This is a genomic window from Microbacterium sp. 71-36 (genome assembly GCF_001898305.1).
GTDB lineage: Bacteria > Actinomycetota > Actinomycetes > Actinomycetales > Microbacteriaceae > Microbacterium.
This window is the reverse complement of record NZ_MKTP01000004.1, coordinates 363,817-377,976: the sequence shown is the minus strand read 5'-3', so window position 1 is coordinate 377,976 and position 14,160 is coordinate 363,817. Positions and strand designations below refer to the sequence as shown.

Annotated in this window: 13 protein-coding genes; 5 read left to right on the top strand and 8 right to left on the bottom strand. The window is 71.4% G+C overall.

The genetic code is table 11. The features are described 5' to 3' along the window. Positions 1 to 264 precede the first annotated feature (264 nt). From mnhG to BGO45_RS13275, 7 genes are all read right to left on the bottom strand, one after another. Positions 265 to 639, bottom strand: coding sequence for a monovalent cation/H(+) antiporter subunit G (gene mnhG, locus BGO45_RS13305; protein ID WP_076493621.1), 375 nt, complete (start codon positions 637 to 639; stop codon positions 265 to 267). A 2-nt stretch (positions 640 to 641) separates the two neighbouring features. Next, the gene (locus BGO45_RS13300; protein ID WP_292694991.1) at positions 642 to 908 is read right to left on the bottom strand and encodes a monovalent cation/H+ antiporter complex subunit F; all 267 of its coding nucleotides are present in this window, start codon (positions 906 to 908) and stop codon (positions 642 to 644) included. Beyond that, positions 905 to 1,519 (bottom strand): Na+/H+ antiporter subunit E, encoded by a 615-nt coding sequence (locus tag BGO45_RS13295; protein ID WP_292694989.1) that lies wholly within the window; start codon positions 1,517 to 1,519, stop codon positions 905 to 907. The genes BGO45_RS13300 and BGO45_RS13295 overlap by 4 nt, the downstream gene beginning before the upstream one ends. After that, on the bottom strand, positions 1,516 to 3,072 hold the full coding sequence (locus BGO45_RS13290; protein WP_292694987.1) for a Na+/H+ antiporter subunit D: 1,557 nt from the start codon (positions 3,070 to 3,072) through the stop codon (positions 1,516 to 1,518). The genes BGO45_RS13295 and BGO45_RS13290 overlap by 4 nt, the downstream gene beginning before the upstream one ends. Continuing rightward, positions 3,069 to 3,683 carry a Na(+)/H(+) antiporter subunit C gene (locus tag BGO45_RS13285; protein WP_292694985.1) on the bottom strand — a complete coding sequence of 205 codons (615 nt, stop codon included), beginning with the start codon at positions 3,681 to 3,683 and terminating at the stop codon, positions 3,069 to 3,071. The genes BGO45_RS13290 and BGO45_RS13285 overlap by 4 nt, the downstream gene beginning before the upstream one ends. Continuing rightward, positions 3,680 to 6,613 carry a Na+/H+ antiporter subunit A gene (locus BGO45_RS13280; protein WP_292694983.1) on the bottom strand — a complete coding sequence of 978 codons (2,934 nt, stop codon included), beginning with the start codon at positions 6,611 to 6,613 and terminating at the stop codon, positions 3,680 to 3,682. Before BGO45_RS13280 ends, BGO45_RS13285 begins: the two co-directional genes overlap by 4 nt. 95 nt (positions 6,614 to 6,708) lie before the next feature. Further along, positions 6,709 to 7,758 carry a LacI family DNA-binding transcriptional regulator gene (locus BGO45_RS13275; protein WP_292694981.1) on the bottom strand — a complete coding sequence of 350 codons (1,050 nt, stop codon included), beginning with the start codon at positions 7,756 to 7,758 and terminating at the stop codon, positions 6,709 to 6,711. 77 nt (positions 7,759 to 7,835) lie between these two features. Between BGO45_RS13275 and BGO45_RS13270 the strand changes: the two genes are divergently transcribed. From BGO45_RS13270 to BGO45_RS13250, 5 genes are all read left to right on the top strand, one after another. Then, positions 7,836 to 9,077: an MFS transporter gene (locus BGO45_RS13270; protein WP_292694979.1), complete on the top strand. Its 1,242-nt coding sequence runs from the start codon at positions 7,836 to 7,838 to the stop codon at positions 9,075 to 9,077. 9 nt (positions 9,078 to 9,086) lie between these two features. After that, positions 9,087 to 9,782, top strand: a complete 696-nt coding sequence (gene nucS, locus BGO45_RS13265) for an endonuclease NucS (protein ID WP_292694977.1) — start codon at positions 9,087 to 9,089, stop codon at positions 9,780 to 9,782. 123 nt (positions 9,783 to 9,905) lie between these two features. Next, the gene (locus BGO45_RS13260; protein WP_292694975.1) at positions 9,906 to 10,607 is read left to right on the top strand and encodes an HAD hydrolase-like protein; all 702 of its coding nucleotides are present in this window, start codon (positions 9,906 to 9,908) and stop codon (positions 10,605 to 10,607) included. Beyond that, a complete protein-coding gene (locus BGO45_RS13255; protein WP_292694973.1) occupies positions 10,600 to 11,805 on the top strand; it encodes a hypothetical protein in 1,206 nt (401 codons plus the stop codon). Before BGO45_RS13260 ends, BGO45_RS13255 begins: the two co-directional genes overlap by 8 nt. A 27-nt stretch (positions 11,806 to 11,832) precedes the next feature. Next, entirely contained in the window at positions 11,833 to 13,896 is a 2,064-nt protein-coding gene (locus BGO45_RS13250; RefSeq protein WP_292694970.1) for a bifunctional lysylphosphatidylglycerol flippase/synthetase MprF, read from the top strand. 7 nt (positions 13,897 to 13,903) lie between these two features. Here BGO45_RS13250 and BGO45_RS13245 read toward each other — a convergent pair whose 3' ends face one another. Next, the gene (locus tag BGO45_RS13245) at positions 13,904 to 14,110 is read right to left on the bottom strand and encodes a cold-shock protein (protein WP_076492588.1); all 207 of its coding nucleotides are present in this window, start codon (positions 14,108 to 14,110) and stop codon (positions 13,904 to 13,906) included. Positions 14,111 to 14,160: the final 50 nt, after the last annotated feature.

Sequence of the window (14,160 nt, the reverse complement as noted above, 5' to 3'; positions counted from 1 at the left end):
AACGGTACGCGAAGCCGTTTCCACCCGCCGATCGCGTTTATCAGTGTGAGGCAGCCGCGCCCTGCGGCACGGCGCCGCGGCGCAGTGCGTGCAGTGCAGTGCGGTGCCGCAGAGCACCGCGGCCCGCACGGCGCGGCGCGGTCTCGGCCCCGGTCCCGTCTCGCGGGAAAGCGCCGCGATAAACGGCATCCACGGCGATAAACGGCGGGAGAAGCCGTTTCTGGGCGCGAATCGCGTTTATCGCCGAAGGCGGGGCGCGGCGCTTCAGCTCTCGGGGCGCGAGGGGGCGGCGATCGAGCCGCCCTCTTCGGTGCGGTGCTGCAGGTCGTCGACGTAGAGGCCCGGCTCGTCCATCGTGCGGTTGCGGTACGCGGCGCGACCGACCATGTGGGCGGCGAGGGGTGCCGTCGCGAACTGGATGAGGACGATCGGGATGCCGAAGGCCAGCGCCTCCCACGTGCGCACCGACAGCACGACGGCGGTGACGATCAGCAGCACACCGAGCACCTGCGGCTTGGTCGCCGCGTGCAGGCGGGTGGGGACATCGGCCCAGCGCAGGAGGCCGATGGTCGCCGTGAGGCACAGCACCGCACCGATCAGCACCAGTACGAGTGCGACGACGTCGAGCACGGATTCCAGGGTCACCGGGGGTTCTCCTTCCGCGCGACGAAGCGGGCGACGGCGATGGAGCCGAACACTCCCACGGCGGCGATGATCAGCATCGCCGGCAGCGACCGCGTGTGGTGGTTGATCACCATGTCGGCACCCAGGATGCAGATCACCTCGGTCAGCAGCACGTCGGCGGCAACCGCCCGGTCGAGGATCGACGGGCCGATGACGAGCCGGATGAGCGCGAGCACCGCGGCGACGGCGAACACGACCAGGATGACGATGACGAGGGCGGTCATAGCGGGGTCCGTCCGTCGCGGGGCGTCTCGGCGCCGAGGGGGGCGTGGTCGTCGGCCGCGGCGATCTGCCGCCGGAGGTCGGCGAGCTGCGCGCGCGACCCGACTGCCCGCGTGATGCGCGCCTCCCACCCCAGCACGACGCGGCGCTGGTGCTCGGCATCCGCATCGCTGCGAACCCCGATGGTGTGGAGGAACAGCGTGCGCCCCTCGCGGTCGACGTCGACGATCAGGGAACCGGGGATCAGGGATGCCGTGACCGCGGTGTGCGCCATGATCACGTCGTCGTCGACACGGAGGGGGACGGCGATGATGGCGGCGCCGGGCGCGCGACGGAAGTCGAGGACCTGCCACGCCACGACCAGCGAGCCGCGCACGACGGCGGCGAAGAACGTCACGACGAAGACGAGGCCGTACCAGAGGTTCAACCGCCCCGACAGGTCCACCGGCGGGAGGCGGAACACGCGGGTCACGAAGATCGCCGCGCCGACACCGGTCACGAAGGCGAGCCAGGTGAACTGCCCCCACAGCAGCATCCACAGAGCGACCAGCACGAGGAAGAACGGCAGCTGCTGCAGGAAGAAGCCGACCTGCGACCGGCGCGAGGGGCTCATCGTTCCGCCCCCTGATCCTGGAGCTGGACGAGCGTGATGCCGTCGGTGATCCGTTCGCCCGCGCGCAGGCAGACGTCGAGCAGGGGACCTGCGAAGACGGTCAGCGCGACGGTGACGGCCACCATCCCCGCCGTCGCCGCGGTCATGATGCGCGGGATCGTCCGGCGCTCGGTCGAGATCGCGGCCGCGGGGGCGTTGCCGAGGTAGGCGATGCGCTCGAGCGTCTCGGTGGAGTCGTTCTCCTCGCGCCAGAACGACAGGTTCCAGGCGCGCATCAGGGCGTACAGCGTCAGGATCGATGTGGCGATGCCGCCGACGATCAGCACCATCATCACGGGCGTGCCCACCTGGGCTGCGGCGTCGAAGAGCGCGTACTTGCCGATGAACCCCGAGAACGGGGGCAGTCCGCCCAGGTTCACGGCCGGGATGAAGTACAGCACCGCCAGCACCGGAGCCGCCCGCATGAGCCCCTTGACCTTGAGGATCGACGTGCTGCCCGCCCGACGTTCGATGAGGCCGACGGCGAGGAACAGCGTCGTCTGCACGATGATGTGGTGGACGATGTAGTAGATCGTCGCCCCCACGGCGAGCGGGGTGTTGATCGCGAGTCCGAAGATCATGTAGCCGATGTGGCTGACGAGCGTGAACGACAGGATGCGCTTGAGCTCGGCCTGTGCGACGGCGCCCAGGATGCCGACGATCATCGTCGCGAGGGCGACCATCATCAGCACGAAGTTCAGGTCGTTGTCGACGAACAGCTGCGTCTCGGTGCGGATGATCGCGTAGACGCCGACCTTGGTCAGCAGGCCCGCGAACACCGCCGTCACGGGCGCCGGGGCCGTCGGATACGAGTCCGGCAGCCAGAACGACAGTGGGAACACCGCGGCCTTGATGGCGAACGCGAGCAGCAGCATGAGGTGCAGGATCGTCTGCACGTCCTGCGGGAGCAGCGCCATCCGTTCGCTGATCTGCACCATGTTCACCGTGCCGAGCGCGCCGTAGACCATGGCGATCGCGGCGAGGAACAGGATCGACGACACCAGCGACACGACGATGTACACGACGCCGGTGCGGATCCGCGACTCGGTGCTGCCGAGCGTGATGAGCACGTACGACGCGACGAGCAGGATCTCGAAGCCGACGTAGAGGTTGAACAGGTCGCCGGCGATGAAGGCGTTGAAGATGCCCGCGCCGAGGATCAGGTACGCCGGATAGAAGATCGAGACCGGGGTGTCCTCGTCGTTGTCGGCAGCGCCCTGGCCGATCGAGAAGAGGAGGACGGCGAGCAGCACGATCGCCGTGACCACGACGAGGAGCGCCGCGAGCACGTCGACGTACAGGACGATGCCGAGGGGGATCTGCCATCCCGCGATCGCCACCGCGATCGGCCCGTTCGTGTCGACGGCGACGAGCAGGATGGCCCCGAGCACCAGCACGGTCGCGAGCGAGACGACCGAGACCGCGATCTGGGTCTTCTTGCGTCTACCGAAGATGAGGTTGATCGCGGCACCGATGAGGGGGATGCCGACGAGCAGGGGGACCAGGGCGCTCACGAACGATCACCGTCTTCCGGGTCGCGGGTGTCGTCGTCGGAGGGGTCGGAACCTTCGGGGTGCCGGGTGTCGCCCTGCGGCCGGTCGCGCCCGACCGCCACACGATCGACCGGAGCGTCGTCGATCAGCTGCGACAGGTCGCCCTGGTGCAGCACGCGGATCGGTGAGACCGCGTCGCCGACGAAGTCGGTCGTGACGTCTTCGTCGTCGGAGCGGGACTCCTCGTCCATGGCGTCTTCGGCCTCGGATGCCGTGCGCTCGCGCAGCGCGACATCGTCGGCGTCGTCGATCACGGTGTCGGCCTGACCGAGCTGCCAGGAGCGGTAGATCAGTGCCAGCAGGAACGCGGAGATGCCGAAGGTGATGACGATCGCCGTGAGCGCGAGGGCCTGGGGCAGGGCGTCCGACATGTCCGCGGCATCCGTCGTGCCCCCGTCGTAGAACGGGGCGATCTTGGGCTGGCCCATCACGATCAGCAGGAGGAGGTTGGCCGCGTTCCCGAGCAGCAGGAAGCCGATGAGCACGCGCGTGAGGCTGCGTTCGAGCATCGCGTACACACCGCACGCGAAGAGCACCGCCATCACGACGATGAGGACCAGCGACACGCTCACGGCACCGTCACCGCCTCGGTGTCGGCGGCGTCCTTGGACTGCCGGTCGACCTCGGCGCCGAGGCTGCGGAGCACGTCGAGCACGAGGCCGATCACCACGAGGTACACGCCGATGTCGAAGATCGTGCTGGTGACGAACTCCCAGTGCCCGATGAGAGGAAGCTCCCCCTCGAACGTGAAGCTCTGCAGCGGCGCGAAGCCGAAGAACAGCGGCACGATCGCGCACAGCACGGCGAGGGCCATACCGGCTCCGAGCAGGCGTCCGGCGTCGGTGGGGGCTGCGGCGCCGAGCTCCCAGCGCCCACCGGCGATGTAGCGCATGACGAGACCCATGCCCGCGACGAGCCCGCCGGCGAAGCCGCCGCCGGGGAGGTTGTGCCCGGCGAAGAGCAGGTAGAGCGAGATCAGCATGATCGCGTGGAAGAGCACGCGGATGATGATCTCCATCAGGATCGAGCGGTTCTCGGGCTGCACCTTCGCGCCCGACACCAGCCAGGCCCGCGGAGCGTCGGTCTCGCCCGCACGCTGGGCGCGGACGCCGCTGTCGGTCTCGACGAGCGGACGGCGGCGACCGAGGCCGACGCGGCTGCGCGCGGTTCCCGAACGGCGGCGCGAGAGGTTGTCGCTGCGGTCGGTGATGAACACGAGGGATGCCACGCCCGTGGCCGCGAGGATGAGCACCGACAGCTCGCCCATCGTGTCCCACCCGCGCAGGTCGACCAGAGCGACGTTGACGACGTTGCGCCCGTGGCCGATCTCGTAGGCCAGCGCGGGCCACTCGAGGGAGATCGGGGCGTCCTGCCGGGCGCCGGTGGCGACGACGGCGACGAGCGCCATCGTGAGCCCGACGCCGACGCCGAGCGCGGCGCGCGCGAGCGGCGCCACCGAGGCGTTGTGCTCCCCCATGCGCGCGGGCAGGCGCCGCAGCACGAGCGCGAAGACGACGAGGGTGATGGTCTCGATCAGCACCTGCGTGAGGGCGAGGTCGGGCGCGCCGCTCGTGGCGAAGAGCACCACCATGCCGAGACCGGTCACCGAGACCAGCGCGACGCCCGTGAACCGCTTGGGGGCGCGGACCGCGAGGATCCCGGCCGCGATCATCACGGGTGCGGCCAGCAGCTGGGCCGGCGACTGCCACGCGTCGAGCTGCGCGCGCCACTCGTCGGATGCCAGGAGCGCGGTGCCCTCGGCCACGACGAGCACGACGAAGATCGTCCCGACGTAGAACGGGAGGGAGCCGCGCTGGAACCGCGCGGTCGTCCACTCGGACGAGCGGTCGATGCCGCGTAGGGCGAGGTTGTAGACGTCGTTCGCGGTGAAGGGGAGCATCCGCTTGCGGCGGTGCAGCTGCGTGCGACGCACCAGCCAGAAGATGCCGGCGCCGAGCGCGAGGGTGCCGAGCGAGAGGAACAGTGCGGGCTCGAGACCGTGCCAGAGCGCGAGGTGGTAGGGGTACTCCGGCGCCGGGACGCCGGCGGTCGCCTCGGGCACGGTGTCGGCGTACGGCGCGAGCCAGCCGTCGACCAGCGGGGCGAGGAAGCCGAGCGAGAGCGACGCCGCCGCCAGGAGCACGGGCGAGGCGAGGAAGCCGATGGGCGGGTCGGGCCACTCGGTGCGCGCGACGGAGCGCTTCGTCCAGAAGGCCCCCCACAGGAACCGGATGCCGTACCCCGCCGTCAGCGCGGAACCGGCGACCACGCCCACGAGCGCGACGACACCCCAGACGGCGCCCGAGGTGGCTTCGTGCCAGAGGGCCGTGAGCGCCGTCTCCTTCGCGACGAAGCCGAGGGTCGGGATCACGCCCGCCATGGAGGCGATCGAGATGAACGCCGCGGTCGCCATGACCGGCGCCTGCCGCCCGAGACCGGAGAGCTCGCCGATGTCACGCGTGGAGAGCTGCCGGTCGATGACGCCGACGATGAGGAAGAGGCACGACTTGAACAGCGCGTGGCTCAGGAGCAGCGCGACACCGGCGAGGGCGGCATCCCGGGTTCCGTAGCCGAGCATGACCGTGAGGAAACCGAGCTGGCTCACCGTGCCGAAGGCGAGGATGCGCTTGAGGTCGCGCTCGCGCAGCGCCTGGAAGCCGCCGAGCAGCATCGTGAACACGCCGAGCGCGATGAGCGTGGGGCGCCAGAACGGGGTGTCGGCGAAGCCGGGTGCCAGGCGAGCGATCAGGTAGATGCCCGCCTTCACCATCGCCGCGGCGTGGAGGTACGCACTGACCGGGGTCGGCGCGGCCATGGCACCGGGGAGCCAGAAGTGGAACGGGAAGATCGCGGACTTGCTGAGGGCGCCGACCAGCAGCAGCAGCACCGCGACGTCGACCACCGGGCCCGTCGGCGGCGCCGCGAGGATCGTCGACAGGCTCGTCGTACCGGACTGCACGACGAGGAGGACGACGCCGATCAGCATGACGAGCCCGCCGAGGGTGGTCACCAGGAGCGCCTGCAGCGCCGCGCGTCGGCTGGCCGCACGGCCGTGGTAGTAGCCGATGAGCAGGTACGACAGGACGCTGGTGATCTCCCACAGCATGATCAGCACGACGATGTCGTCGGTGAGCACGAGCCCGTACATCGCTCCGGCGAACGCGAGCAGGACGGCCGAGAACTGTCCGACGCCCTGCGTCTTGCCGCGGAAGTACCAGCGGCAGTAGAGCATCACGAGCGCGCCGACGCCGGTGACGACGAGCGTCAGGAGCCACCCCAGGACGTCCATCCGCATCGAGAGCGAGACGCCGAGACCGGGGATCCAGTTGTATTCCTCGAAGGGAATGCCGCCGGCCAGCACGGTCGGCGCGAGCGCGATCGCGTGGGCGAAGGCGAGGGCGGGGAGGACCGCGGCGACATAGAAGGCGCGGGCGCCGATCTTCGCCACGAGGAACGGCAGAAGGATCGGGACGAGGGCGAAGGCGCCGAGGAATGCCAGCACGAGAAGGCCTCCTCGGGGTCGACGGGCTGATGCCCGGGCTCTCGGGGTGTCGGATCTATTCTACCCGGAGCATTCGTCTCCCCGCGCGACGGACCTCACGTGATACGGGGTGGGGCGGTCGTCGTCCCCGCGCGGAACGCGCACGTGAGGTCGAGACCGGCGGGCGTCGCATCCTCGAGCATCGCCGCCACGGCCTCGCCCGCCGCCCGGCCTTTCGCCGTCGCCGGCTGCACGAGGGTGGTGAGGACGTGCGGCGCGAGCCCGTCGACGACGACACCGTCGAAGCCCGTGACGCTCACGTCGCGCGGCACGTGGAGACCCGCCTCCTCGGCGGCGCGGATCACGCCCGCCGCGAGCAGGTCGCTCTGGGCGATCACCGCGGTCGGGCGGCGGGACGGGTCCGAGAAGATGGTGCGACCGGCGATGGCTCCCTCATCGATCGAGCTGAAGGCCGCCGCGAGCGCGGGCGCGTGCGGGAAGACCTGGCGCGCGCCGGCCAGGCGGTCGGCGGTGACGTCGACGCGCGGCTCCGCGTCATCGGGGATCCAGCCCCGGCGCCGCTCGATGTCGATCGGCAGGGTGACGATGACGACGTCGGTGTGCCCGAGGTCGGCGAGGTGCTGCGCCGCCTGCCGTTGCGCCTCGACGTTGTCGAGCAGGACCCGGGGGACGCCGTCGCCCGCGTCGCCCTCGATGACGACGACCGGGATGCCGCGGGCTCGGACGATCTCGAGCGAATCGCGCATGCGCGGACTGCAGCCGATGAGCACCGCGGCGTCGATCGGCGCGGTGTGCAGCGACGGCTCGCTGACGGTGCGTCCGTCGTCGCGCAGGAGTAGGAGGGCGGCGCCGAGACGGGACACGCCGTCGGCGAGACCGTCCATCATGTGGGTCGCCACGGGGTCGAGGAAGGCCGTGCCCAGGTGCTCGTCGAAGACCACCCCGACGATGCCGGACCGTCCGCGGCGCAGCGAGGCGGCGCGAGGGTCGGGACCGGTGTAGCCGAGCTTCTCGGCGGCGGCGAGGACGCGCGCCCGGGTCGCCTCCGACGTCGGCGTCTTCCCGCTGAAGACGACGGATGCCGTCGACGCGGAGACGCCCGCCTCTCGGGCGACGTCGCTGATGGTCGCGCGGCGCGTGCTCACCGCCCGATCGTACCCCGCGTGGAACCGATCTCTCGAATCGATTCGATCCGAGCGGGAATCCTGGATACTGTTGCCGCATGGACTCCACGCTCACCCGTTCGCGCCTCGTGCGCTGGTACATCGCGATCTGCGCGATCTTCCTGGCGAGCGGACTGAGCATCTCGACCTGGGCCTCGCGCGTCCCGGCGATCCGCGAGGCGCTCGGCATCGAGAACTCCGGAGTCGGGCTGCTGCTGCTGGGGATGGGCGTGGCATCCATCATCGGTCTCACCGTCGCGCCCGCCATCATGGCGCGGGTCGGGGCACGTCGGGGCATGCTCATCGCCCTGCTGCTCGTCACGGTCGGCGTGGCCATCATCGGGTTCGGCTCCGACACCCTGCAGCTGTTCGGCGTGGCCCTCGTCGGCCTCGCCCTCTTCGGCTTCGGCAACGGCTCGGTCGACGTCATGATGAACGTCGAGGGCGCGGCGCTCGAGAAGGCGACGGGGCGCACGGTCATGCCGCTGCTGCACGCGTTCTTCAGCTTCGGAACAGTCATCGGCGCCGGCATCGGATTCCTCGCCGTCCGCGGCGGCGTCCCCGTGGTCGCGCACTGCGTGGCGATGGGCATCGTCATCGCGGTCGTCGCCTTCGCCGCGATCGCCAATGTCCCGAACCGCGATATCGCCATGGACGCGCCGGCCGCGGAGGAGCGCGCGCACTGGCGGGAACGCCTGGCCGCCTCGATGTCGGCGTGGCGCGAGCCCCGCACGTACACGCTCGGCGTGATCATGCTCGGCATGGCGTTCGCGGAGGGCAGTGCGAACGACTGGCTGCCGTCCGCCGTGGTGTTCGGACACGGCGCCCCCGAAGAGGCCGGGCCCGCGGTGCTGGCCGTGTTCTCGGTCGCGATGACGGCGGGGCGCCTGCTCGGCGGCCCGGTCGTCGACCGGTTCGGACGCGTCTGGGTGCTGCGGATCCTCGCCGTCACCGCTGCCGCCGGCCTGCTGCTGTTCATCGTCGCGCCGTTCGGACCGCTCGTCTACATCGGGGCCGCGCTGTGGGGCCTCGGCGCCTCGCTCGGGTTCCCGATCGGCATGTCCGCCGCCGCCGACGACCCCGCCAAGGCCGCCTCGCGCGTCGCTGCCGCGGCCACGATCGGCTACGTCGCCTTCCTCTGCGGACCCCCGATCCTCGGCTGGATCGGCGACCACATCGGGCTGCTCAACACGCTGCTCATCGTCGTGGGCCTGATCGTGGCATCCGGGCTGTTCTCCGGCGCGGCCAAGCCCCTCGTCGTCGCCCGACCCGAGGCGGAGAAGGCCGTCCGCCGCGATTAGGCTCGTCGGGTGCGTCTCGTCATCGCCCGCTGCTCGGTCGACTACACCGGTCGGCTCAACGCCCACCTGCCCCTCGCCACGCGTCTGCTCGTGCACAAGGGGGACGGGTCGCTGCTCGTGCACTCGGACGGCGGGTCGTACAAGCCGCTGAACTGGATGAGCCCGCCGTGCACGCTGACGGTGGAGGAGCCCGAGGAAGAGGCGGCGAGCGTCGGCGTCACCGAACAGTGGCGCGTCACGCACAAGAAGACCGGCGACGCGCTCGTGGTGAAGATCTACGAAGTGCTGCACGACACCTCGCACGACCTCGGCGTCGACCCGGGTCTCATCAAGGACGGCGTCGAGGCCGACCTGCAGCGGCTGCTCGCCGAGCAGGTCTCGGTCGTCGGCGAGGGTCTGACGCTGGTCCGCCGGGAGTATCCGACGGCCATCGGCCCCGTCGATCTGCTGCTGCGCGACGACAACGGCGGCACGGTCGCGATCGAGGTCAAGCGTCGCGGTGACATCGACGGCGTGGAGCAGCTGACCCGCTACCTCGACCTCCTCAACCGCGACCCGCTGCTCGCCCCGGTGAGCGGCGTCTTCGCCGCGCAGGAGATCAAGCCGCAGGCCCGCGTGCTCGCCACCGACCGCGGCATCCGGTGCCTCACGCTCGACTACGACGAGATGAAGGGCATCGAGTCGGGGGCTCCGCGCCTCTTCTGAGTCTTCGCCTCCGTGGCTCGGCGTGCGGAGCGGACGAGAAACGGGGAGCGGAGGACGCGCTGCCGCTTCCGAGTCCTCTCTTCGCCACCGTCACACCGACGCGCGGCCGGTAGCGTGGAAGCCATGCCCGTGCGCTCCCCCTGGTCGTGCGTCCTCTGGGACGTCGACGGAACCCTCGTCGACGCGTCCGAGGGGATCCTCCGCCGTCTCACCATCACCCTCGAGCACTTCGGACGGACGCCTCCGACGCGCGGCGAACTGTCGCGGTGGATCGGTCCGCCCATGTTCGAGTCGTTCCAGGTCAACGTCGGGATGACCCCCGAGCAGGCGACCGAGGCGGTCACGTACTACCGCACGCTCAACAAGAGCGAGGGCTACACCGGCAGTGCGCAGCTCTACCCGGGCGTCGCCGACATCGTGCACGAGCTCCACTCCGCCGGCATCCCGCAGTCGACCGCGAGTTCGAAGCCCGAGGTGCAGGTCGTGGCGCTGATGGACCACTTCGGCCTGGCCCCCGACCTGGAGGCCATCGTCGGTGCGAGCCCCGACGAGCGGACGCTCAGCGCGAAGTCCGACATCGTGCGCGAGGCGCTCCGGCGCCTGGAGGTGCGCGGATACGACACCTCGCGCCCGGTCCTGATCGGCGATCGGCATCACGACGTCGAGGGCGGGGCGGATGCCGATGTGCCGGTGATCTTCGTCCGGTGGGGTTTCAGCTGGCCGCACGAGGCCGACGGGGCTCAGGCGGCCGTCGACACCGCGGACGAGCTGCGCGCCCTGCTTCTCGTCTCCGACGAGGATTCCGGTCCCGCCGACGGTGTCTGACATCTCCTGGGCGCTGCCCGCGTCGATCGCCCTGCTCGCGGCGCTCCTCATCGCGGGCGGAGTCGTCGTCGTGGTGCGTGCCCGACGGAGGTCGCCGCGGGCGGCCGCGGTGGCCGCCGCCGCACGCTCGGCCGCGGAGGCGGCGCTTCTCCGACTGGACGACGACGCCACCGAGCTCGACGTGGCCTTCGAGGCCGCGGACGCCCTGACCGGTGACGACACCCCGACCGACCTGCGCCGGTCGCGCGCCGCCGTCCTGCGTGGACGCGATCGCGGCTTCGCCGAGGTGGCGGCCCTCGCGACCTCGACGCGACTCCCCGCTCAGCGTCGTGTCGATGCCGTGCGTCTCCGCGACGATCTCGAGCGCCGCATCGCCGCGACCGGAGACGCCCGCGACCGGCTGGCCGCGTGGGCGCGCACGCACGGGAGTGTCACGTCGCGCGTCGTCGCCGCGCGCGCACGTCGCGCAGAGATCGCCCGCACGTCGGGCGACCCGGCGCGTCTCGTCGCCGAGGCGCGGTCGCGGTTCGACGAGACGGAGTGGGCGGATGCCGACCGGGCCGACCGCGAGGCGCGGGCGGCGCTCGCGCATGCCGACGCGGCGCTCGATGCCGCCGACGCCGTGATCGACGACCCGGCGACCGCGGACGCCCGCGTCCTCGAGGCATCCATCGCCCTCCGCCGGGCCGGCCGGTTGCTGCGCGCGGTCGAGGATGCGCACCGGATCGTGCTGCAGGCGGCCGAGAACGCGGCGACCGAGGTCTCCGCCGCCGAGGCCGAGCTCGTCGCGGCTCTCGAACTCGCCGAGACGCGACCCGCCGACGGAGCGCCCGATGCCGGCGAACGTCTGCGCACCGCGGCCGCCGCCCTCCGCGCCGCGTCCGAGGGGCTCCCTCGTCGCCCGCGCGCCGCGATCGAGACCGTGGCGCGCGTCCGCGAGGTCCGCGACGAGGCGGTGGGAGGCGCCCTGACCGCACGCCGACGCCTCGACGCTGCGCGGACCGCGCTGCCGGGAACCCTCGCCTGCGCGCGCGCGGCGGTCGCCGCGGCTGAGGCCTTCGCCGACGCCCCGTCGATCGAGGACCGGCTGCGCCTCGACGCCGCCCGCCGTGACCTGGCGGCCGCTCGGGCGACGCAGGACGCGTTCGAGGCGCTCGCCTCCGCCCGGGCGGCCTGGCGCGCGGTATCCCCCGGCTGAGACGCACCGCCCGATATCGTGGGCGGCATGGGGGAGCCCGTCACCGTCCAACGCGTCGTCACCGCCGCCCGCCGTCTCCCGGCGACCACGGTGCTCGCGCTCGTCCTGCTCGGGGTGGGCGTGGCATCCGCGGGTCTGTGGTCGCCGTTCGCCGCGTCACCGCTCCACGACACCGTGGCCTACGGGCTCCCGGCGCTCGAAGCCGGCCGCTGGTGGACCCCCGTCACGGGGACGTTCTTCGTGTCGGTGCCGTGGCTGTACGCACCGGTGATCATCGGGCTCGTCGGGATGGGCTTCCTGGAGTTCCGCCGCGGGTCGCGCGTGGCCGCGTCCTACTTCGTCGGCGGTCAGCTCGGTGCCGTCCTCGGGGCGTCGCTGGTGCTGTGGCTCGCGGCTCTGCTCCCCTGGACGTGGGCTCAGGAGCAGGCCGGATCGCTCGATGTGGGTCCCTCCCCCGGGGTGATCGCGTGTCTCGCGGCGGCGGTGTCGCTGCTCCCGTCCCCCTGGCGACTCCGCGCGTGGACCGTGCTGATCGCGGTCCTGTCGGTCACGTTCCTCTACTGGGGATCGCTGAACGACCTCGAGCACGTCCTCGCCGCGGCGCTCGTCCTCATCGTCGACCGGTCGCTGCGCCCGCAGCGGGTGCCGGTCCGGGAGCAGCGTCTCATCGCCTTCGTGGTGGTGTGCGGGCTCGGAGCGATCGACGTCCTCACCTACCTCAGCCCGACCACGGGACCGTTCGGCAGCTCCGAGCCCGTGTCCGGTTCGTGGGTCGACGTGGCCGTGAACACCGTCGTGGTCCTGGTCGTCGCGAACGGCATCCGACGGGGACGCCGGTGGGCATGGGTGCTGCTGGTGGCGTACGGCATCCTGAACGCCCTTCTCCTCGTGCTGGTGGCACTGCTGATCGTCGCGATCGGCACGGGGGCCGTCGAGGGGGCGGTCGACGTGGACCTCACCGTGACGCTCGCGTCGTCGGCGACGTGGACGATCGCCCTGGTGTACCTCGTCCTCGTGCGCGCCGCGTTCCGCGCACGCCCCAAGGCGGCCCTCGGCGACGCGCCCGCTCCGACCGTCGACGACGTGAAGGCGGAGCTTCGCGCCAGCGGCGGCGGGACCCTGTCGTGGATGACGACGTGGGACGGCATGGCCTACGCCCGGTTCGGGCGCGGCATCGTCGCGTTCCAGCGCCGGTCGGGGGTCGCGCTGGTGCTGGGCGACCCGCTCGGCCCCGACGAGACCCGCGCGTCGACCGTGCGCGCGTTCGTCGAGCGCGCCGAGAACGCGGGGCTCGCCCCCTGCTTCTTCAGCGCCGGAGAAGCGACCCGGGCTGCGGTCCCCGAGGGATGGCGCAGCATCGTCGTCGCGGACGACACGATCGTCGACCTTCCGGGCCTGCAGTTCACGGGCAAAGCGTGGGGCGCGGTGCGTACGTCGCTGAACCGCGCCGAACGCGAGGGGATGACGTTCCGTCTGTCGCGCCTGGCCGACGAGACGTGGGGGGTGCGGCAGCAGCTGCGGGCCATCTCGGAGAGCTGGGTCGGCGACAAGGGGCTGCCGGAGATGGGGTTCACGCTCGGGACGCTCCATGAGGCCGGCGACCCCGAGGTGCGCGTCGCGCTGGCGGTCTCACCGGCCGGTGACGTGGATGGATTCCTGTCGTGGCTGCCGGTCTACGGCGAGGGCGGCGTGCGCGGGTGGACGCTCGATCTCATGCGCCGCCGCGACGGGGGGTTCGGCCCGGTCATGGAGTATCTGATCGGATCGTCCGCGCAGCAGTTCTCGGCCGAGGGCGCGGAGGTGATGTCGCTGTCGGGGGCACCGCTCGCGCACGATTATCCGCCGGATGCCGGAGCGATCGCCGAGCTGCAGGAGCGCATGGCGTCGATGCTCGAGCCCGTCTACGGCTTCGCGTCGCTGCACCGGTTCAAGCAGAAGTTCCATCCCCGGTACGAGACGATGTACCTGCTGTACCGGGACGAAGCCGATCTCACCCGCATCGGTGCCGCGCTGACCCGCGCCTTCCTGCCGCACGCGACGCTGCGGCAGTTCGCCGCCGCGGGCGTCGACCTCGTGCGGACGGAACGGTAGCGCCGGTTCAGAGGGGGCGGATGTTCTCCGCCTGCAGGCCCTTCGGGCCCTGTGCGACGTCGAACTCGACGCGCTGGTTCTCTTCGAGCGAGCGGTAGCCGCCCGACTGGATGGCGCTGTAGTGGGCGAAGACGTCCTGGCCGCCCTCATCGGGCGCGATGAAGCCGAAACCCTTCTCCGAGTTGAACCACTTGACCGTGCCCTGCGTGCTCATCGACGTGCCGTTCCCCGCTTGCGCCGGCGCCCAGCGCGCCGATCAGTGCT

Bases quoted from the DNA above. Each gene is read 5' to 3' on its own strand.
- BGO45_RS13295 (WP_292694989.1), bottom strand. From the start codon at position 1,519: ATGAGCCCCTCGCGCCGGTCGCAGGTCGGCTTCTTCCTGCAGCAGCTG.
- BGO45_RS13260 (WP_292694975.1), top strand. From the start codon at position 9,906: ATGCCCGTGCGCTCCCCCTGGTCGTGCGTCCTCTGGGACGTCGACGGA.
- BGO45_RS13270 (WP_292694979.1), top strand. From the start codon at position 7,836: ATGGACTCCACGCTCACCCGTTCGCGCCTCGTGCGCTGGTACATCGCG.
- BGO45_RS13300 (WP_292694991.1), bottom strand. From the start codon at position 908: ATGACCGCCCTCGTCATCGTCATCCTGGTCGTGTTCGCCGTCGCCGCG.
- BGO45_RS13250 (WP_292694970.1), top strand. From the start codon at position 11,833: ATGGGGGAGCCCGTCACCGTCCAACGCGTCGTCACCGCCGCCCGCCGT.
- BGO45_RS13245 (WP_076492588.1), bottom strand. From the start codon at position 14,110: ATGAGCACGCAGGGCACGGTCAAGTGGTTCAACTCGGAGAAGGGTTTC.